General features: G+C 68.9%; 17 protein-coding genes. 11 read left to right on the forward strand and 6 right to left on the reverse strand.

What is annotated here, in order from left to right; all coding sequences use genetic code 11:
- Position 1: 1 nt before the first annotated feature.
- Positions 2–736, forward strand: coding sequence for a TIGR02186 family protein (locus GTH33_RS04255; protein WP_166753190.1), 735 nt, complete (start codon positions 2–4; stop codon positions 734–736).
- 69 nt (positions 737–805) lie between these two features.
- Positions 806–2,488 (forward strand): ATP-binding protein, encoded by a 1,683-nt coding sequence (locus tag GTH33_RS04260; protein ID WP_163957235.1) that lies wholly within the window; start codon positions 806–808, stop codon positions 2,486–2,488.
- A gap of 205 nt (positions 2,489–2,693) precedes the next feature.
- Here the strand turns inward: GTH33_RS04260 and GTH33_RS04265 are convergent, their stop codons facing one another.
- Positions 2,694–4,187 (reverse strand): M23 family metallopeptidase, encoded by a 1,494-nt coding sequence (locus GTH33_RS04265; RefSeq protein ID WP_163957236.1) that lies wholly within the window; start codon positions 4,185–4,187, stop codon positions 2,694–2,696.
- Positions 4,188–4,613: 426 nt separating this feature from the next.
- Here GTH33_RS04265 and GTH33_RS04270 point away from each other — a divergent pair, with 426 nt between their 5' ends.
- The 7 genes from GTH33_RS04270 (at position 4,614) to GTH33_RS04300 (ending at position 11,318) form a co-directional block, all read left to right on the forward strand.
- Positions 4,614–7,103 (forward strand): helicase-related protein, encoded by a 2,490-nt coding sequence (locus GTH33_RS04270; protein WP_163957237.1) that lies wholly within the window; start codon positions 4,614–4,616, stop codon positions 7,101–7,103.
- The gene (locus GTH33_RS04275; protein ID WP_163957238.1) at positions 7,096–7,389 is read left to right on the forward strand and encodes an RNA-binding S4 domain-containing protein; all 294 of its coding nucleotides are present in this window, start codon (positions 7,096–7,098) and stop codon (positions 7,387–7,389) included. Before GTH33_RS04270 ends, GTH33_RS04275 begins: the two co-directional genes overlap by 8 nt.
- Positions 7,390–7,525: 136 nt before the next feature.
- Positions 7,526–7,867: a ferredoxin FdxA gene (gene fdxA, locus GTH33_RS04280; RefSeq protein WP_163957239.1), complete on the forward strand. Its 342-nt coding sequence runs from the start codon at positions 7,526–7,528 to the stop codon at positions 7,865–7,867.
- A gap of 242 nt (positions 7,868–8,109) precedes the next feature.
- Positions 8,110–8,643, forward strand: a complete 534-nt coding sequence (locus tag GTH33_RS04285; RefSeq protein WP_163959585.1) for a CarD family transcriptional regulator — start codon at positions 8,110–8,112, stop codon at positions 8,641–8,643.
- A gap of 297 nt (positions 8,644–8,940) precedes the next feature.
- Entirely contained in the window at positions 8,941–9,669 is a 729-nt protein-coding gene (locus GTH33_RS04290) for a head GIN domain-containing protein (RefSeq protein ID WP_163957240.1), read from the forward strand.
- 66 nt (positions 9,670–9,735) lie between these two features.
- Positions 9,736–10,464, forward strand: a complete 729-nt coding sequence (locus tag GTH33_RS04295) for a head GIN domain-containing protein (protein ID WP_163957241.1) — start codon at positions 9,736–9,738, stop codon at positions 10,462–10,464.
- 152 nt (positions 10,465–10,616) lie between these two features.
- Positions 10,617–11,318: a GIN domain-containing protein gene (locus GTH33_RS04300; protein ID WP_163957242.1), complete on the forward strand. Its 702-nt coding sequence runs from the start codon at positions 10,617–10,619 to the stop codon at positions 11,316–11,318.
- 13 nt (positions 11,319–11,331) lie between these two features.
- Here the strand turns inward: GTH33_RS04300 and GTH33_RS04305 are convergent, their stop codons facing one another.
- Positions 11,332–11,745 (reverse strand): DUF1489 family protein, encoded by a 414-nt coding sequence (locus GTH33_RS04305; protein ID WP_163957243.1) that lies wholly within the window; start codon positions 11,743–11,745, stop codon positions 11,332–11,334.
- A gap of 5 nt (positions 11,746–11,750) precedes the next feature.
- Positions 11,751–13,154, reverse strand: coding sequence for a magnesium transporter (gene mgtE / locus GTH33_RS04310; protein ID WP_163957244.1), 1,404 nt, complete (start codon positions 13,152–13,154; stop codon positions 11,751–11,753).
- A 128-nt stretch (positions 13,155–13,282) separates the two neighbouring features.
- Here mgtE and GTH33_RS04315 point away from each other — a divergent pair, with 128 nt between their 5' ends.
- Complete coding sequence (locus GTH33_RS04315) at positions 13,283–13,741, forward strand: peptidylprolyl isomerase (RefSeq protein ID WP_163957245.1); 459 nt, start codon at positions 13,283–13,285, stop codon at positions 13,739–13,741.
- A gap of 53 nt (positions 13,742–13,794) precedes the next feature.
- On the opposite strand, the gene GTH33_RS04320 is transcribed toward GTH33_RS04315, so the two are convergent.
- Positions 13,795–14,682, reverse strand: coding sequence for a LysR substrate-binding domain-containing protein (locus tag GTH33_RS04320; RefSeq protein ID WP_163957246.1), 888 nt, complete (start codon positions 14,680–14,682; stop codon positions 13,795–13,797).
- Positions 14,683–14,938: 256 nt separating this feature from the next.
- On the opposite strand from GTH33_RS04320, the gene GTH33_RS04325 reads away from it, so the two are divergent.
- Positions 14,939–17,230, forward strand: a complete 2,292-nt coding sequence (locus GTH33_RS04325; RefSeq protein ID WP_163957247.1) for a CDC48 family AAA ATPase — start codon at positions 14,939–14,941, stop codon at positions 17,228–17,230.
- A 4-nt stretch (positions 17,231–17,234) separates the two neighbouring features.
- On the opposite strand, the gene GTH33_RS04330 is transcribed toward GTH33_RS04325, so the two are convergent.
- Positions 17,235–18,524, reverse strand: a complete 1,290-nt coding sequence (locus GTH33_RS04330) for an MFS transporter (RefSeq protein ID WP_163957248.1) — start codon at positions 18,522–18,524, stop codon at positions 17,235–17,237.
- Positions 18,521–18,844 (reverse strand): antibiotic biosynthesis monooxygenase family protein, encoded by a 324-nt coding sequence (locus GTH33_RS04335; RefSeq protein ID WP_163957249.1) that lies wholly within the window; start codon positions 18,842–18,844, stop codon positions 18,521–18,523. Before GTH33_RS04335 ends, GTH33_RS04330 begins: the two co-directional genes overlap by 4 nt.
- Positions 18,845–18,886 lie beyond the last annotated feature (42 nt).

The raw sequence follows: 18,886 nt of genomic DNA on the forward strand, positions 1-18,886 counted from the left end.
CATGGCGCAGGCGCCGCGGGATGCGCCCAAGCCGGTGCTGGTGCCGGACGTGTCGCAGCGCGACATCGAGATCGCGTACAGCTTCACCGGTGCCGAACTGCTGCTGTTCGGCGCGATCCTGTATCCCGGCGGGCGGCTGCCCCGCGGCGAGGCACCGACCGATATCGTCGTCGTAGTCAAAGGACCGACGCAGCCGGTGCTGGTGCGCGAGAAGCGGAAGGTCGCCGGCATCTGGGTCAATGCCGAGCACCAGCGCTACAGCTCGGCGCCCAGTTTCTATGCGCTGGCATCGTCGCGGCCGATCGGGCGGATCGTCGACGAGCGGACCCGCGCGATCTACGAACTGGGGCTCGACAGCCTGCAATTGTCGCCCGGGTCGAGCGCGATCAGCACGGTCGAGCATCGGTTCCAGCAGGGCCTCGTCGACCTGAAGCGCCGTGCCGGCCTGTACGTCGAGGTGCCGCATGCGGTCGAGATCACCGATGGCGTGCTGTATCGCGCGCGGCTGACGATTCCGGCGCGCGTGCCGGTCGGGCGGTTCACCGCGGAGACGTTTCTGATCCGCGACGGCCGCGTGCTCGCCGCGGCGGTGCGCGACATCGACATCCGCAAATCGGGGTTCGAGCGATTCGTCGCCCGCGCCGCGGATCGCGATGCGATCGTCTACGGATTGGTCGCGGTCGCCCTGTCCGTCGGCCTCGGGCTGGCTGCCGGGTGGATCGCGCGACGTGTTTAACGGCGTGCTGACGGTATGTTAACCGCCGCCGCCTAGACCCTTCGGTCTGATGGACAGGGATCTGCCGTGATGACCGACATGCCGGGGCCGGGTGCGTTCGCAGGCGCGACGCCGCTTGCCGCAGGGCAGATCGCCGGATTGAACCTCGGCCCGACGCCGGTCGGCTGCGTGCTGGCCGTCGCGGGCGGCAGCAGCCGCGTGCTGTTCGACCGGCACGCGCTGGACCTCGTCGCGCAGGATGCCGATCCCGTCGTCGCGAGCGCGGGTCAGGTCGGCGGACAGATCAAGATGCGCGTCGGCGGATCGTGGCTGGTCGCCAACGTCCGCAGCCTGGCCTTGCAGGACGGCAACACCGACTGGGTCGTCGCCGACATCGATTTCCTGGGCGAAGGCGACGAGGAGCGGCTGACCGGCAAGCTGTACAACTTCCGCCGCGGCGTCACCCGCTATCCGATTCCCGGCTGCGAGGTGTTTCCGATCGCGACGATCGACCTGACGCAGATATATTCCGCCGCCGACCAGCCACATATCCAGATCGGCACCGTCTATCCGACCCGCGACGTGCGCGCATCGCTGTACGTCGATGCGATGCTGGGCAAGCATTTCGCCTTGGTCGGATCGACCGGCACCGGCAAGTCGACCAGCGCCGCGCTGATCCTCCACCGCATCTGCGACCTGGCACCGCAGGGCCATGTGGTGATGATCGATCCGCATGGCGAATATGCCGCGGCGTTCCGCGGCAACGGCGCGATCTACGACGTCAACAACCTGCAGATGCCCTATTGGCTGATGAACTTCGAGGAGCATTGCGAGGTGTTCGTCACCTCCAGCGGTGCAGAGCGGCAGAAGGATGCCGACATCCTCGCCAAATGCCTGCTGATGGCGCGCGCCAAGAACCGGCTGGGGCAGGAGATCGCCAAGCTGACCGTCGATGCGCCGATCCCCTATCTGCTGAGCGACCTGACCAACCTGATCGGGCTGGAGATGGGCAAGATGGATCGCGCCGGCGACACCGCGCCCTATCTGCGCCTCAAGACCAAGATCGACGAGATCAAGGCCGACCCGCGCTATGGCTTCATGTTTTCGGGTATGCTGGTCGCCGACACGATGGCGGATTTCCTCGCCCGCATCTTTCGCATGCCGGGCGATGGCCGCCCGATCTCGATCGTCGACGTGTCCGGCGTGCCGTCGGAGATCACGTCGGTGGTGGTCGCGGTGCTGAGCCGGATGACGTTCGACTTCGCGATCTGGTCGCGCAACGAGCCGCAGCGGCCGATCCTGCTCGTCTGCGAGGAGGCGCACCGCTACATCCCCAGTACCGCCAGCACCGACGGCCGCAACGCCTCGGTCGGACGGATCCTCAGCCGCATCGCCAAGGAAGGGCGCAAATACGGCGTCAGCCTGGGCCTGATCACGCAGCGGCCGTCCGACCTGGAGGAAGGCGTGCTGTCGCAATGCGGCACGATCATCGCCATGCGCCTCAACAACGAACGCGACCAGGCGTTCGTCCGCGCGGCGATGCCGGAGGGCGCGCGCGGGTTCCTCGATTCGATCCCCGCGCTGCGCAATCGCGAATGCATCATCTGCGGCGAAGGCGTCGCGGTGCCGATCCGGGTGAGCTTCGACGGACTGGAGGAGGCCAAGCGGCCGGCGTCGGGCGATCCCCTGTTCTCCACCCTGTGGCGCGATGTCGGCGGGGAAGATGCGATCATCCACCGCACGATCATGCGGTGGCGGGCGCAGGGCCGTTAAGCGGGCAACATGAGCAACGTGAACAACGTGGGCACTCGTGAGGAAATGATCGCGGCCGATCGTTTCCGTTTTGGTACCATTCAAGACTGAGTCGCGCGCTGGAGGACGGGCGGTAGCGGATGACGGCCGCGTAGGACAGGCGACCGCTTTTAACCTTGCCCGTCAGTGCGATAGTGGACGTCGCATCCTATTTCGATCCCAAGGATCAGGGATGGGCGCCGACCTTGACCGCGAGCAGTCCCGCCACCCGCGCCTTGAATCGGCGCAGCGCGTCGCCGGACAGCGCGGCGACGCTGGCGAAGCTGATCGAGCGCGGATTGATCGTCTGGCCGTTGCGCCAGACCTCCCAATGCAGATGCGGGCCGGTCGACATGCCGGTCGAGCCGACATAGCCGATCACCTGCCCTTGGCGGACATGCTGGCCGCGCGCGACGGCGATGCGGCTCATGTGGCCATAGCCGCTGGCGAGGCCGCCGCCGTGGATCAGCTTGACGAAATTGCCATAGCCGCCGGATCGCCCCGCGCCCTGCACGACGCCATCGAGCGCGGCGTAGATCGGCGAGCCGTAGGGCGCGGCGATATCGAGCCCCTTGTGCATCTTGAGATAGCCGAGCAGCGGATGCATGCGATAGCCGAACGACGAGGTGATGCGGCCGGCGACGGGCATACCCATGAAGCCGCGGCGTTCGCTCTGCCCCTTGGCATCGAACCAGGCGAGCTTGCCGTCGTCATCCCAGCGGACCAGCTGCACCCGGTGGCGGCCCTGGTCGATGCCGGCGAACAGCAGGTCGCCAATCCGGGTTTCGCCAGTCGCGGCGCGTTCCTGTTCGACGATCAGGTCGAAGCTGTCGGCGGCGGCGATGTCGCGGCCGATCGACAGCCGCGTCGCCAGCGCCTTGATATACGATTCGACGACGCGGGCGGGCGCGCCGGCGGCGCGGGCGGACCGGTAGAGGCTGGAGCCGACGAGGCCCTGGATGCGCAGCGGCGTGGCATCGATCGCGATCGGCTGGCGCGTCATCACCAGGCTGCTGCCGGCACGATCGAGGCTGAGCGCGAGGTCGAAACGGGCGCGCAGGCTGAGCTTTTCGAGCGGGCGCGCCACCGTCTTCGCCGGGCGGCGGCCCAGGGTCAGCGCGATGCGGGTGCCGGGCCGGATGTCGCCGAGCGCCACCGCCTGCGACACCAGCCCGGCGGCGGCGCGCGCATCGCCGCGGCCGACGCCGGCGCGCATCAGCACATGGTCGAGATCGTCGCCCTCGCCCAGCGTCGCGCTGAGATCGACGATGGGACGTTCCGGCGCCTCGGCAAGCGGCGCGACGAGGTCGTTCGCCGCCATCCGCCGGCCGGTGTCGCCACCCCAGGCGAGCGGTGCGATGCCCTGCCCCCGCGCCTCTTCCCAGGCGGTGCCGTCAAGCGGGGCGGGCGTGGCGCCGACGAGCGGCGGCAGGCCGGGCGCCAATGCCCAGACCGCGCCACACAAGGCGGTGAAGGTCGCAAGGCCGCGCCACCAGTCGCGGCTGCCGATCTGTGCGCCGAGATCGGGGGCCCAATCGATGCCCGCGGCGGCGCCGCGCAACCGGTCGATGCGGGCAAGGTCCGCGGCCGGCACCGTCGCCCGGCCGAATGGGCGCGCGCCGAGGCCGCGTGCGGCGCCACCGCCGGCCAGTTCCAGACCCTGATCGTTGCGCAGGAACACGCGGACGGCGCCTCTTTTATACAGCTCGCCGTTTCCCCCCGGCGCTGGGTGGCAGCGTTGTGGGGGACAATATCTAAAGTCAAATTAACCGCGGGCGGTGGCGGGTTACGCTGCGACAGGGCGTTTTGCCGGTGCGGTGGTCGGTCGGGTCGGGTTGGGTTCACGCGAAGAAGGGGGGTGCACGCGGAGGCGCAGAGGCGCGGAGAGTTGCGGTCGGCGCAGCCGTGTCGTCCGATCACGCCGGCACCACGCAAATCCATGGGTCGTGCAAGCGGGCCTTCAGCCCGGAGCGTAACCCCCTCCGCGCCTCCGCGCCTACGCGTGCCCCCTTCTTCCCTTCGCGGCTTCGCGTGAATCAATCCAGCCGCGACGAACGGGTTGATCCAGCGCATTGCGTCGGGCGGCGCGAGTCCCGATGTTGCGGTCATGAAAGCGGCGGTCACCGCGGTCCTCGGGCCGACCAATACCGGCAAGACGCATCTCGCCGTCGAGCGGATGTGTGCCCATTCGAGCGGGATCATGGGCTTTCCGCTGCGCCTGCTCGCCCGCGAGGTCTATGACCGCGTCGTCCGCCTGAAGGGGCCCGATCAGGTCGCGCTGGTGACCGGCGAAGAGAAGATCATGCCGCCCAACGCGCGCTGGTTCCTGTGCACCGCCGAATCGATGCCCGAACAGGATGCCGCCTTCGTCGCGCTGGACGAGGCGCAACTGGGTACCGACGCCGAGCGCGGCCACGTCTTCACCGATCGGCTGCTGCGGCGGCGCGGGCGCGAGGAAACGATGATCCTGGGATCGGAGGCGCTGCGCCCGATGATCCGCGACCTGGTACCGGAGGCCGAGATCATCGGGCGGCCGCGGTTTTCCAAGCTGACCTATGCCGGGGCAAGGAAGATCAGCCGGCTGCCCAAACGGTCGGCGATCGTCGCGTTCAGCGCCGAGGAGGTCTATGCCGTCGCCGAGATGCTGCGGCGGTTGCGCGGCGGCGCCGCGGTGGTGATGGGCGCGCTGTCCCCGCGCACCCGCAACGCACAGGTCGCGATGTTCCAGGCGGGCGAGGTCGATTATCTGGTCGCGACCGATGCGATCGGCATGGGGCTGAACATGGATGTCGCGCATGTCGCCTTCGCCGGGCTGAACAAGTTCGACGGGCGGCGCAACCGGCGGCTGACCGTCGCCGAGATGGCGCAGATCGCCGGGCGCGCCGGACGGCACCAGCGCGACGGGACGTTCGGCGGCGTGGTCGAGGAGGGACCGGGCGCATTCCTGCCAGAAGAGGTCTTCGCGATCGAGGAGCACCGCTTTCCGCGGATCGAGCATCTCTACTGGAGGAACGGCGAGCCGGATTACACCAGCGTCGACGCGCTGATCGCCAGCCTGGAGCGCCGGCCGGAGCCGGGGGTGCTGATCGCGGCGCCGCAATCGACCGATCTGGCGGTCCTGAAACGGCTGGCGGACGAACATTGGGTGCGCGACCGGGCGCGGTCGCCGGCGATGGTCAAACGGCTGTGGGCGGCGTGCGGCCTGCCCGATTTCCGCAAATTGGGCATCGACCCGCATGCCCGGTTCGTATCCCGCGTGTTCGGCTATCTGTCCGAAGGGCGCGGCGTGTTGCCGAACCAGTGGTTCGCCGACGAGGTGTCGCGGCTCGACACGATCGCCGGCGACGTCGAGACGATCGCGGGGCGGATCGCGGCGATCCGCAGTTGGGCCTATATCGCGCAGCGGCCGGACTGGCTGGCCGACCCCGCCGCCGGCGCGGAACGGACCAAGGCGATCGAGGAGCGGCTGTCGGACGGGTTGCACGCCAGCCTGACGCAGCGCTTCGTCGACAAGCGCACCACGGCGCTGATCCGCCAGATCGGTGCCGATGCATCGCTGCTGCCGGTGGTGATCGGGCCGGAGGGCGAGGTGCTGGTCGAGGATCACCCGATCGGGCGGCTGGACGGGTTCCGCTTCACCGTCGACCCCGCGGCGCGGGCCGGCGATCGCCGGCTGCTGCTCGCCGCCGCGGAGAAGCGGCTGACGGGCGAGCGTACGCGCCGTGCCGAGGCACTGGCCGGCGCGGAGGATGCGGCGTTCGCGCTGGACGGGCCACGGATCCTGTGGGCCGGGCATGCGGTGGCGCAGCTGACGCCGGGGCCGTCGCTGGCGCGGCCGCAGATCAGGCTGGAACGCGACCTCGATTGCCTCAGCAAGGCGCAGCGCGAAAGCGTGCAGGCGCGGCTGGCGCGCTGGTTGGCGGCGATGATGACGCGGCATGTGCCGGCGCTGGCCGCGCTGGCCGACGCCGCGCGCGATCCACAGGCGACGCCGGCGCTGCGCGTGGTCGCCGGCGAGCTCGAGGCGGCGGCCGGGCTGTTCCCGCGGCTGGCGCTGCGCGAGCCGCTCGATGCGCTGGACCAGGACGAGCGCAAGCGGTTGCGCAGGATCGGTGTGACGATCGGCGCGCTCGACCTGTTCGACCCGCGGTTGCTGAAGCCCGCCGCTGCGCGTTGGCGGCTGGCGTTGCTGACGGTGCGGGCCGTGGGTCGGGGGGCGGTGCCGGCGTTGCCACGCGAGGGAGCGAGCGTGCTGCCGCGCGGGGCGCCGGGCGCACTGCTTGCCGCCGGATTCCGCCCGCTGGCGGCGCAGGCGGTGCGCGTCGACCTGGTCGAACGGATCGCCCGGGCCGCGCACGATGCGCGACAGGGCCGCAAGCCGTTCGCGCCCGACCCCGCGCTCGCCACGTCGATGGGGGTGGAGCCGGCGACGTTCGAGCGGCTGATGGCGGAACTCGGCTTTCGTACCGTGCGGGGTGCGGGACAGGTGGCGCCCGCCTGGGTATGGCACGGACGACGGGCGCCCAAGCGCGACGACCGGCCCGCGCCGCCGCCGACGGGCGCCTTTGCCGCGCTGGCGGAATGGCGCCATGGCTGAGGCGAGCATGCGGCTGGACCGGTTCCTGTGGTTCGTGCGGATCGCCAAGACGCGGCAACGGGCGCAGGAAATCGCCTGCGACGGGCGGATGCGAATCGACGGGCGCGTGGTCGAGCGCGCCGCGGCGCCGGTACGGATCGGCAACATCCTGACCTTTGCGCTGGGCGACCGGGTGCGCGTGCTGCGGGTCGAGGCGCTGCCGACCCGGCGCGGGCCGGCGCCCGAGGCGCAGGGCTGCTACCAGGAGCTGGTTGCAAACGTCTCGCAACCCGCCCCTATCGATTGACGTGAGGGGGAACGGGGCATAGCAGCCTCGCGTTCACGTCCGGCTTCCCCGTGAAGCCTGTTTCCCCCGGCTCCGGATGGAGCCCATGATCCCCGGCTCCGCAGGGAGCCCATGACCAAGGCCGCAAGGAAAGCCCATGACCTACGTCGTCACCGATGCCTGCATCCGCTGCAAGTATATGGACTGCGTCGAGGTGTGTCCGGTCGACTGCTTCTACGAAGGCGAGAACATGCTCGTGATCAACCCCAGCGAATGCATCGACTGCGGCGTGTGCGAGCCCGAATGCCCGGCCGAGGCGATCCTGCCCGACACCGAGAGCGGGCTGGAGCAGTGGCTGGAGCTCAACACGACCTTCTCCGCGCAATGGCCGAACGTGACGCGCAAGCTGGACCAGACGCCGCCGGACGCGGACGCGATGAAGGGGGTCGAGAACAAATACGACCAGTTCTTCTCACCCGAACCGGGCGCCGGCGACTAAGCGTCGGACCGGCCACCATATTCGGACGCCGCGATTCGCAGGAAAATCGCGGCTTGTGTCAGTTTGACTGTCCAATCCGTGCTGGTAATTTTATTACGAGTGTGTTAAATGGGTCCATGACGGGCATGACGAGTCATGCCTGCTCAGGAGACACTCGTACCAACCATCCTCGTCGGTCCCGGACAGCGGTTTGCCGCCACGGACCGTCCATGACGAGCGATGCGACCCAGAAAGGCCCGTTCATGGCTGCCAAGGCATTGTCCTTCGATGTCGGTGATTACGTTGTTTATCCGAAGCATGGCGTGGGCCGTGTGATCGAGCTGCAGAAGCAGGAGATCGCCGGAACCAGCCTGGAGCTGTATGTGCTCCGCTTCGAGAAGGAGCGCATGACGCTCCGCGTCCCCACCAACAAGGCCGAGTCGGTCGGCATGCGCAAGCTGTCGTCGGACAAGACGATGCGCGAGGCGATGGAAACGCTGAAGGGCAAGCCCAAGGTCAAGCGCACCATGTGGTCGCGCCGCGCGCAGGAATATGAGGCGAAGATCAATTCGGGCGACCTCGCGTCGATCGCCGAAGTGGTCCGCGACCTGTTCCGCGCCGACGACCAGCCCGAGCAGAGCTATTCGGAGCGCCAGATCTTCGAGGCGGCGTGCAGCCGCCTGGCGCGCGAACTGGCCGCGATGGAAGAGGTCGACGAGCCCAAGGCCCAGGAGAAGATCCTCGACATCCTCCGCGCCGCCGCCGCGATCTACAACAAGGACAAGGTGCCGGCCTAACGCCGGGCCCGTCCTTGCGACGTCGGAAGGGGGCGGTCCTGCGGGGCCGCCCCTTTTCGTTGGTGGCGGGGGGCGTGGCCGCATCCGCCGCGCCGGCGGGGACCGGGATTGGGAGCCGTGATGCCGGCGCCGCCGCCATCCATCGTCGGCGGGCGGCGATGCCGGGATCCCGAGTGCGCCGGGTAGATTTGGCTGGTGCGGGTCCCGGAGGCCACGGAAGCCGACCGCTCAATATCTGTGTTTACAACTGTGAACGGGGCGCTGTAGTGTTCGACTACAACAGCTGAGGATGCCCCGATGAAGTATCTCGCCCTTGCCCTGATCCCGCTCGCCGCAGCCGGCGCCATCGCGGCGGAACGGGATCGCGGACCCGGGATCGTCGGACAGCACCGTGGCCCGGCGCTGGTCTATGTGGTGCGCGACTTCGACGCGGTGAGCCTGGGCGGCCCGCAGCACGTGATCGTGCGGAGCGGACCGCAGTTTGCCGTCACCGCAGAGGGACCGGCGGAGGCGTTCGAGAACTTCCGCGTCGCGCTGGACGGACATACGCTGCGTGTCGGCCAGCGGTACGAAGGACGTCCGTCGAAGCCCGCCGATGCGCGCCTGGTCGTGCATGTCACGCTGCCGGCGCTGACCGCGGCGAGCGTCGGTGGATCGGGCAGCATCGACGCCGATCGCGCCGGCGGTGCGCGCTTTGCCGGTATGGTCGGCGGATCGGGCGCGTTGCGGGTCGCGCGGCTGGATGCGCGGACGGCGGAGCTGAGCATCGGCGGGTCGGGCGATATCGCCGCGGCGGGCACGGTCGGGGCATTGAATGCGAGTGTCGGCGGATCGGGCGACATCGCCGCGCCGAACCTGCGCGCATCCCGCGCCGACGTGTCGATCGGCGGATCGGGCAGCGTCCGCGCCATGGTGTCGGGCGAGGCCGATGTCTCGATCGCGGGCAGCGGCAGCGTCGACCTGGGGCCGCAGGCGCATTGCACGGTCAGCAAGTCGGGCAGCGGCAAGGTGCGCTGCGGCGGCTGACGTCCGCGCTTGCCGAGCTCTCCGGATGTGTGTTATTAAAACAATACACAACCGGAGGGAGCGGACATGCGCTACGGAGCGATCGTGATGCTGGCGGCGGGCGCGCTGCTGTCGGCCTGTTCGAGCGGCAACGATGACAGTCCGGGCGTCGCGCCGACCGGCAGTGGCCCGACGCGCAGCTATGCCGTGGACGGGTTCAGCCAGATCGACCTGACCGGCAGCGACGACGTCGACGTCCGCGCCGGTACCGGCTTTTCGGTACGCGCCGAGGGACCGGCGGACCAGCTCGACCGGCTGCGTATCGCCATGGACGGCGACACGCTGGAAATCGGTCGCAAACGCAACAGCTTCGAATTCGGCAGCCACGACAAGGTCAAGGTCTATGTCACCCTGCCGCGCCTGACCAAGGCGACCGTCGCCGGGTCCGGCACGATGGCGGTCGACCGCATCGAGGGCCACAGCTTCGGGGCGGACATCGCCGGATCGGGGGACCTCAACATCGCGGCACTCGCGACGGACGCGGCGGAGGTGTCGATCGCGGGTTCGGGCAACATGCGCGCCGGCGGTGCGGTGAAGGTGCTGGAGGCGAGCATCGCCGGATCGGGCAGCGTCGATGCCGCCGGGCTGCGCGCCGAACGCGCCAAGGTCTCGATCGCCGGATCGGGCGACGTGCGGGCGACGGTGACCGGCGCGGCCGAGGTCGAGCTGATGGGATCGGGCGACGTCAACCTGGGCGCTCAGGCCACGTGCAAGGTGTCGAAGATGGGATCGGGTTCGGTCCGCTGCGGCCGCTGACGCGGCGGCGCGCGCGCCGTTCGCGCTTTCCCGATGGCGGTGGAAGGTGACGATGCGGTTGGGGAACGGGCGGTCGGGAACGGGCGGTCGGGAACGGGCGACGCCGCACCCGCCGCTTGCCTCCGCCACGCGCGGGTGCGACGCTGCGGGCCATGCTCCGTATCCTGATCGCGCTCGCCCTGCTCTGTCCCGCCGTCGCATCGGCGGAGGAGCGCCGCGTCAACGTCGGCAGTTTCGAGAAACTGCGCGTCAGCGGTGCGTTCGACGTCACCGTGACCACCGGCGGATCGCCCGGCGCGACGGTGACGGGCGATCGCGCCGCGATCGGCGATATCGACCTGCATACCGAAGGTGCGACGTTGATCGTGCGGCGCAACCCCAACGGTCGCTGGAGCGAACAGGGGCAGGCCGCGACGACCCGGCCGGTCGCGATCGTGTTGACGACGCCACGGCTGGCGAGTGTAGCGGTGGTCGGCGGCAGCCGGATCGCGGTATCCCGGCTGGCGGCGCCGCGGATCGACCTGGCCGCGACCGGCGCCGGTGCGATCACGGTCGGCGCGGTGGAGGGCGATCAGCTCACCGCCCAGCTGATCGGCGAGGGCAAGATCAGCGTCGCCGGCAAGGCCGCCACCGCGCGATTGCTCGCCAACGGCGCGGGCACGATCGACGCCGCCGGTCTGGAGGTCGGCGACCTTGCGGTACACCTGGACGGGCTGGGATCGGTCACGGCGCGTGCGCGCTACACTGCGCAGGTGTCGAACACCGGCTTAGGGACGATAACCATCGCCGGCCGGCCGAAATGCCGCGTCACCGCCATCGCCGGCGCGCCGGTGACCTGCGGCGCGGCGCAATAGCGATCGACGGGCGTCAGATCAGCGCGAGTTCCGCAAGCTTGCCCACGAGGGCCGGGGGCATGGCGGCGAGCCCGTCCACCTCGCCGCCGAGATCGGCGGGAGCGTCCGCGTCCTCGAGGTAGCGCCAGCCCTGATGCGCGCGCTTGGGGCGGGCCTGGACCAGCACCAGCAGCGGATCGATGTTGATCGCGACACGGCCGCCCTCCGCCTCCCCGAAGCCGAGGATGGGCGAGCGGGCCACCAACTGGTGCTTGAGGATCCAGAACAGCGACCCCTGCCCTGCCACTTCCTCATGCCGTTTCGGTAGATAGCGGGTGGTCAGGAACACCGGGCCATCGGCGGCGCGCAGGGTCAGTCGTTCGGCGAGATGTTCGACGCTGGTCGCGCCAAAGGCCACTTTCGTCAGGTGCAACGTCACCTGCCGCATGTGGGTCAGGCGTGCAGTCCCCACAAGGTCGCGAGGCCGAGGAACGAGAAGAAGCCCATCGTGTCGGTCAGCGTCGTCACGAAAACGGCGGACGACACCGCCGGATCGATGTTCATCCTGTCGAGCGTCACCGGTACGAGCACGCCGCCCAATCCGGCGGTGATGTTGTTGGTGAACATCGCCGTCCCGATCACCAGCGCCAGATCGGCGCGACCGAAGATCAGGAAGGTGCCGATCCCGATCAGCACCCCGAGCGCGGCGCCGTTGGCGCAGGCGATCCGCAGTTCGCGCAGCACCATCCAGCGCGTGTTCGAATCGGTCAGCTGGTTGGTGGCGATGGCGCGGACGACCACCGCCAGCGTCTGCGTCCCCGCATTGCCGCCCATGCCGGACACGATCGGCATCAGGATGGCGAGCGTCGCGAAGCCGGCGATGGTGCTTTCGAACAGCCCGACCACCGACGAGGCGATCATCGCGGTGCCGAGGTTGACGACCAGCCACATCAGCCGCGTCCGCACGGTCAGGCGGATGGGTTCGTTGATGTCACCGTCGCCCGCGCCGGACAGCAGCAGCGTATCCTCGCCCGCCTCTTCCTGGATGATGTGGACGATGTCGTCGACGGTGATCATGCCGACCAGGCGATTGGCGGCATCCACCACCGCAGCGCTGATGAGCGCGTATTTCTGGAAGCGCAGCGCGACCTCTTCCTGGTCCATGTCGACCGGGATCAGGGTCTGTTCGCGCTTCATCACATCGCCGATCGCGATGCCGCGCGGGGTGCGCAGGATCCACGACAGCTGACAGGTGCCGACCGGGTGGTGGCCGGCGTCGACGACGAATATCTCCCAGAAATCGGTGGTGAGTTCCTCGTGATGGCGCATGAAGTCGATCACGTCGCCGACCGTCCAATGGTCCGGCACCGCGATCAGCTCGCGCTGCATCAGGCGGCCGGCGGATTCCTCGGGATAGGACAGCGCCTCTTCGATCGCGGCGCGATCGTCGGGGTCGAGCGCGCGCAGCACGGCCCGCTGGTCCGCTTCCTCCATATCCTCGATGATGGCGACGGCGTCGTCGGTATCGAGTTCGGAGGCGAGGTCGGCGACCTGCGTCGGGGTCAGCGCATCGATGAGGTCTTCGCGAACATAATCGTTCATCTCGGCGAAGACATCGCCGTCGAGCAGGTCCTTCAGCGCCTTGGCAAGCGGCCCGCGATCCTCGTGCGGGGTCAGTTCGAACAGATCGGCGATGTCGGCGGGGTGCAGCGGTTCGACCAGCGCACGTGCCGCCTCGTCGTTGCCGTCCTCGACCGCGTCGAGCACCGCGCGGACGAATTCGGGCCGCAGCCGGTCGTCCTCGTCCAGCTCGTCCTGTTCGTTGGCGGGCGCGTCGGGAAGCTCGGTCTCGCTCATCGCTGCTCCTTCCCGGTATGGCGTTCGAACGGCGCGTCTACCGCGCTGCGGCACGATTGGCCACCCTCGTGCATTTGCCCTTCTGCCCGACCGACACTAACTGCGCATCAACCACAAAAGGACAGAGCATGGCCGATACCTTCAAAACCCTCACGCTGACGCTGGACGACGGCGATGTCGTCATCAAGCTACGCGACGACCTGGCGCCGAACCACGTCGCACGCATCGCCGAGCTTGCCAACGAGGGCTTTTACGACGGCGTTCCCTTCCACCGCGTGATCCCCGGCTTCATGGCACAGGGCGGCGATGGCGGCCGCGGCGATGGCACGGGCGGGTCGAGCAAGCCCAACCTGACGCAGGAATTCAGCAAGGAGCCGCACGTGCGCGGCATCTGTTCGATGGCGCGTACCAGCGATCCCAATTCGGCGAACAGCCAGTTCTTCATCGTGTTCGACGATGCGCGCTTCCTCGACAACCAATATACCGTGTGGGGCGAAGTGACGTCGGGCATGGAGCTGATCGACGCACTGCCCAAGGGCGAGCCGCCGCGCAGCCCGGGCAAGATCGTCAAGGCGAAGGCGGAATAATCGCCTGGACTTCCGTCATCCCGGCTTTCGCCGGGATGACGGGGCAGGCGACGTCACACCTCGCCCAATGTCTTGATCAGCCAGTCGTGGAACATCCGCACCGGGCGTTGCTGTAGTGCCCGCGGGCGGCAGACGAACCAATAGCTGTACGGGCTTTCCACGACGATATCGAACAGGCGCACCAGCCGCGGGTCGCGAGCGTCTTGGAAATGGCTTTCGTGCATGAAGGCGACGCCGATGCCCTGCGCCGCAGCCTCCAGCATCAGCGCACCCGAATCGAAATAGTCTATCGCCAGCGGCTCGATCGATGGATCGATTCCCGCCGCGTCGCGCCACGCCGTAAAATTGTCGGGCATCTCGCGATGGATCAGCGCGGTGAGGCCGGCGAGCTGTTCGGGCCGGGTGACCGGGTCCGGCCCGTCGAGCAGCGTCTTCGCACCGATCACATAGACCGAATTGCGATCGAGCCGCTTGGCGTACAGCGACGGCTCGATCTCGCGCGACAGGGCGATCACCGCATCCAGCCCCTCGCCCAATCGCGCGACGCCATGGCCGGCGGTGTCTATGTCCAGGTGTAGTTCTGGATGCGTACTGCGCAATTCGCCCAAACGTGGAAACAGGCGCTGCGAGGCGAACAATGGCAGGATGCCGAGCCGCAGGCGCAGCACGTCGATGGTGCCGGTCATCGCCTCCACCGCGTCGGACAGGCTGTCGAGCACCGGCGCGATCTGCGCCAGCAGGCGTTCGCCGTCGCTGTTGAGCACCATCGCCTGGTGCCGGCGTTCGAACAGCGGACGGTCGATGAAGCGTTCGAGGGCCTGGACGCGGCGGCTGAGCGCGGGGGCCGACAGCGCCAGTTCGGTGGCGGCGGCCTTCACCGATCCCAGCCGGGCCACCTGTACGAAGGCTTCGATCGCGCCCAGCGGCGGCAGCCTGCGCATCACTCTCCTCCTCGTCCCTCTTGCGGGCTAGCGAATGCAACTTCTGCAATCGTACTGCATCTTTTCGCACTTGCAACATAAAGCTGCCGACGACAAAAAGTCCGTGCCTTTCAGGCATCCTCTCCTAAAACTTTCACGGGCCGGCGCATCATGCACCGGCCCTTTTTTTGCGCCGGCCGATCGCCGCGCGCCATGGCACAGCCGGAACCCGCTCCCTATCTCGCGCGCTTCGAAGGACCTTCGAGGAACGAATTTGATGGCCGACAGCGACACCCCTACCCGCAAGATCCAGGTGGCGAACAGCCGTCCGGAGGATTCCGGCCGGGGCCTCGCCCACCTGCCGCGCAGCCTTATGGCGGCGCTGGGCGTGGGCGAGGGCGACGTGATCGAGATCGTCGGCAAGCAGTCGACGCCGGCGCGCTGCGTCGGCCCCTATCCCGAGGACGAGGGCATCGAGGTGCTGCGCATCGACGGCCTGCAACGCGCCAATGCCGGCGTCGGCGCAGGCGATTTCGTCGAGGTGCGCGCGGTGGAATCGAAGCCGGCGACCCGCGTGGTGTTCGCCCCGGCACAGGCCAACCTGCGCCTGCAGGGCCAGCCGCAGGCGTTGAAGCGCACCTTTTTCGGGCGGCCGCTGTGCCAGGGCGACGTGGTCGCGACGGCGGGGCACCAGCGCGTCGGCAACATGCCGCCGGGCATCCAGCAGTTCATGAACGCACCCGCCTATGCCTTGCAGGAGATCCGCCTGGCGGTGGTGTCGGCGAGCCCCAAGGGCATCGTGCATATCGACGAGAATACCGAGATCGAGCTGCGCCCGGAATATGAAGAGCCGACGCAGCGGCGCGCCGACGTCACCTATGACGATATCGGCGGCATGGCGCAGACGATCGACCAGCTGCGCGAGATGGTGGAGCTGCCGCTGCGCTATCCCGAACTGTTCCAGCGGCTGGGCGTCGATCCGCCCAAGGGGCTGCTGCTCTATGGCCCGCCCGGCACCGGCAAGACGCGGCTTGCGCGCGCGGTCGCGAACGAAAGCGATGCATCGTTCTTCCTCATCAACGGGCCGGAGATCATGGGATCGGCCTATGGCGAATCCGAAGGGCGGCTGCGCGAGATCTTCGAGGAGGCGGCCAAGTCGGCGCCGTCGATCGTGTTCATCGACGAGATCGATTCGATCGCGCCCAAGCGCGGCAACGTGCAGGGCGAGGCGGAGAAGCGCGTCGTCGCGCAGCTGCTGACGCTGATGGACGGCCTGGAATCGCGCGCCAATCTGGTGGTGATCGCGGCGACCAACCGGCCCGAGGCGATCGACGAGGCGCTGCGCCGGCCGGGCCGGTTCGACCGCGAGATCGTCGTCGGCGTCCCGGACGAGCGCGGGCGTCGCGAGATCCTGGGCATCCACACCCGTGGCATGCCGCTGGGCGACAAGGTCGACCTCGCCGAACTGGCGCGCACGACCTACGGCTTCGTCGGCGCCGACCTCGCCGCGCTGACCCGCGAGGCGGCGATCGAGGCGGTGCGGCGGATCATGCCGCGCCTCAACCTGGAGGAGCGGACGATCCCGCCCGAGGTGCTCGAGGAATTGTCGGTGACGCGCGAGGATTTCCTGGGGGCGTTGAAGCGCGTCCAGCCGAGCGCGATGCGCGAGGTGATGGTCGAAGCGCCGCGCGTGCGCTGGGACGATGTCGGCGGTCTCGATGCCGCGCAGAACCGGTTGAAGGAAGGCGTCGAATTGCCGCTGAAGGACCCGGATGCGTTCCGGCGGCTCGGCATCCGGCCGGCCAAGGGCTTTCTGCTGTACGGCCCGCCCGGCACCGGCAAGACCTTGTTGGCGAAAGCAGTGGCGCGCGAGGCGGAGGCGAACTTCATCGCGACCAAATCGTCCGACCTGCTGAGCAAATGGTATGGCGAGAGCGAGCAGCAGATCACCCGCCTGTTCCAGCGCGCGCGTCAGGTGGCGCCATGCGTCATCTTCATCGACGAACTCGATTCGCTGGTGCCGGCGCGCGGGTCCGGCGCGGGCGAGCCGCAGGTGACCGAGCGGGTGGTCAACACCATCCTGGCCGAGATGGACGGGCTGGAGGAATTGCAGTCGGTCGTGGTGATCGGCGCGACCAACCGGCCCAACCTGATCGACCCGGCGCTGTTGCGGCCGGGGCGGTTCGACGAGCTGGTCTACGTCGGCGTGCCCAATACCGAGGGGCGGCGACGCATCCTTGCGATCCAGACGCAGAAGATGCCGCTGGCGGCGGATGTCGACCTGGACGAGGTGGCGCGGCAGACCGATCGCTTCACCGGTGCAGACCTGGAGGATGTCGTCCGTCGGGCGGGGCTGGTGGCGCTGCGCCGTTCGCTGCAATCGGCCGAGGTGACGATGGCCGATTTCGAGGAGGCTCTGACCGAATCGCGGGCGAGCGTGACGCCGGAGATGGAGAAGGACTACGAACAGATCGCCGCACGGCTGAAGCAGGATGCGGCGGCGATCCAGCCGCTGGGGTTCATTTCGCCGGGGCAGTTGCAGAGCCGCGGCAGCAAGGCCGACGTCTGAACGCCTATCGTTCCTTCAGCGCCATCCACGCATAGCCCAGTAGCAGCACCAGCGCGGCCGCCGCCGTCAGATACGGCAGCGGCCGCGCGATTTCGTACAGGCCGACGCCGATCGACGGGCCGAGCACGAAGCTGGCGCCGTTGACGCTGGTCACCTTGCCGGCGACCGATCCCTGTGCCGCCGGCCCGACGGCGAGGCTGGAGCCGGCGGTGAATCCCGGACGGGTGAAGCCGAAGCCGAGGTTGGCGAGCGCATAAGCGGTGGCGATGCCGTAGAGCGAGGTGGCGAGCCCGGTCATCGCGACGCCCGCGGCGGCCAGCACCAGCCCGGCGAGCACCAGCCGGCGCGGCGACAGTCCGAGGAGCGGAATGACGCCCCATTGCACCAGCAACGCCGCCCCCGCCCCCATCATCAGCACGATGCCGGTCGGTTGCAGCGCCAGCGCCGGGGCGATGTTCAGCCGGTCGATGACGAGGAAGCCGATCGCCTGGCTGGTCATCGCCTGCGCATGCCCCATCACCAGCCCGGCGATCATCCAGGCGCGTACGCGGCGGTCGAGATAGCCGACATGTTCGACGTGCGGCTGGGTCGCCGCAGTGACGCTGGCGCCGGTCGGCGCACCGCCGATCGAGGGATAGGCGGAGGAGGCGCCATGTTCTGCATGCGGTGCCGACCGGTCGTCGGGCAGCATCGTGCGCACCGTGACCCAGACGCCGACGCCGAACAGCGCGAAGACGAAGGCCGGGCCGGCGAGCCCGACCTCGACCCCGCCGATGCGGCCGAGCAGCAGATAGGGCGCCACCGCCGGCCCCAGGATCGTGCCGAGGCCGAAGGCGCTCGCCAGCAGGGTCAGCGCCTTCGTGCGTTCCTCGCGGCTGGTTTCGCCGGCGACCAGCGCCTGTACCGCCGGCGGCGCGGCGGAGCCGAAGGTGCCGTAGATCAGCCGCCCGGCGATGAAGAGGCCGAAGGCGGCGGTGCCGCCGATCCAGCCGTTGATACCGGCGGCGAGGAACAGCCCGCACAGGCTGAGCGACACCGAGAACCCGCCGACGCCGAGCAGGATCATCGCGCGCCGGCCGTGCCGGTCGGACCGGTTCGCCCAGAACGGCGCGGCGAGCACCCACAGGAGTGCCGATACCGAGAACGCCGCCGCCACCGCGCGATCCGCCACGCCCAGCGACCGCCCGAGCGCGGGCAGGATCGATTGCAAGGCGGTGTTGCCGGCGGCGATCGTCAGCATGACGAGGAACATCAGCGCGAAACGGCGATCGATCGGTGCGCGTGCCGTCGTCATGGCCGGGTCCAGCCATAAGCGCGGGCGACGGTGCATATCGTGACGCGATAGTCGTCGTACCAGACCGCCCGCCCCCGCTCGCGGATGGCGGCATGGTCGGGATGATCGCGCCAGCCGATCGCCGCCGCCTCGTTCGCCCAATAGCTGATCGTGATCCCCGCGCCGTCCGCGCCGCGTGCGCTGTCGATGCCGCGATAGCCGGGCTGGACCGCCGCGAGTGCGTCCATAATGCGCGCCGCGGCGTCGTAGCCGGCCGCATCCGCAGTGGTGCGCGTCGAACAAAAGATCACCGCCACCTCGCCGATCCGTCGCTGCTCCATGCCGATCCCCTCTCTCAACCTCCTCCTACGCCGCCCGCCCCG

The sequence above is a fragment of the Sphingomonas insulae genome, from assembly GCF_010450875.1.
Taxonomy (GTDB): domain Bacteria; phylum Pseudomonadota; class Alphaproteobacteria; order Sphingomonadales; family Sphingomonadaceae; genus Sphingomonas; species Sphingomonas insulae.

Coding starts and splice junctions, on each gene's coding strand:
- GTH33_RS04295 (WP_163957241.1), top strand. CDS start 9,736: ATGCGCTACGGAGCGATCGTGATGCTGGCGGCGGGCGCGCTGCTGTCG.
- mgtE (WP_163957244.1), bottom strand. CDS start 13,154: ATGAGCGAGACCGAGCTTCCCGACGCGCCCGCCAACGAACAGGACGAG.
- GTH33_RS04260 (WP_163957235.1), top strand. CDS start 806: ATGACCGACATGCCGGGGCCGGGTGCGTTCGCAGGCGCGACGCCGCTT.
- GTH33_RS04335 (WP_163957249.1), bottom strand. CDS start 18,844: ATGGAGCAGCGACGGATCGGCGAGGTGGCGGTGATCTTTTGTTCGACG.
- GTH33_RS04330 (WP_163957248.1), bottom strand. CDS start 18,524: ATGACGACGGCACGCGCACCGATCGATCGCCGTTTCGCGCTGATGTTC.
- GTH33_RS04325 (WP_163957247.1), top strand. CDS start 14,939: ATGGCCGACAGCGACACCCCTACCCGCAAGATCCAGGTGGCGAACAGC.
- GTH33_RS04270 (WP_163957237.1), top strand. CDS start 4,614: ATGAAAGCGGCGGTCACCGCGGTCCTCGGGCCGACCAATACCGGCAAG.
- GTH33_RS04285 (WP_163959585.1), top strand. CDS start 8,110: ATGGCTGCCAAGGCATTGTCCTTCGATGTCGGTGATTACGTTGTTTAT.
- fdxA (WP_163957239.1), top strand. CDS start 7,526: ATGACCTACGTCGTCACCGATGCCTGCATCCGCTGCAAGTATATGGAC.
- GTH33_RS04320 (WP_163957246.1), bottom strand. CDS start 14,682: ATGCGCAGGCTGCCGCCGCTGGGCGCGATCGAAGCCTTCGTACAGGTG.
- GTH33_RS04255 (WP_166753190.1), top strand. CDS start 2: ATGGCGCAGGCGCCGCGGGATGCGCCCAAGCCGGTGCTGGTGCCGGAC.
- GTH33_RS04315 (WP_163957245.1), top strand. CDS start 13,283: ATGGCCGATACCTTCAAAACCCTCACGCTGACGCTGGACGACGGCGAT.
- GTH33_RS04305 (WP_163957243.1), bottom strand. CDS start 11,745: ATGCGGCAGGTGACGTTGCACCTGACGAAAGTGGCCTTTGGCGCGACC.
- GTH33_RS04290 (WP_163957240.1), top strand. CDS start 8,941: ATGAAGTATCTCGCCCTTGCCCTGATCCCGCTCGCCGCAGCCGGCGCC.
- GTH33_RS04275 (WP_163957238.1), top strand. CDS start 7,096: ATGGCTGAGGCGAGCATGCGGCTGGACCGGTTCCTGTGGTTCGTGCGG.
- GTH33_RS04300 (WP_163957242.1), top strand. CDS start 10,617: ATGCTCCGTATCCTGATCGCGCTCGCCCTGCTCTGTCCCGCCGTCGCA.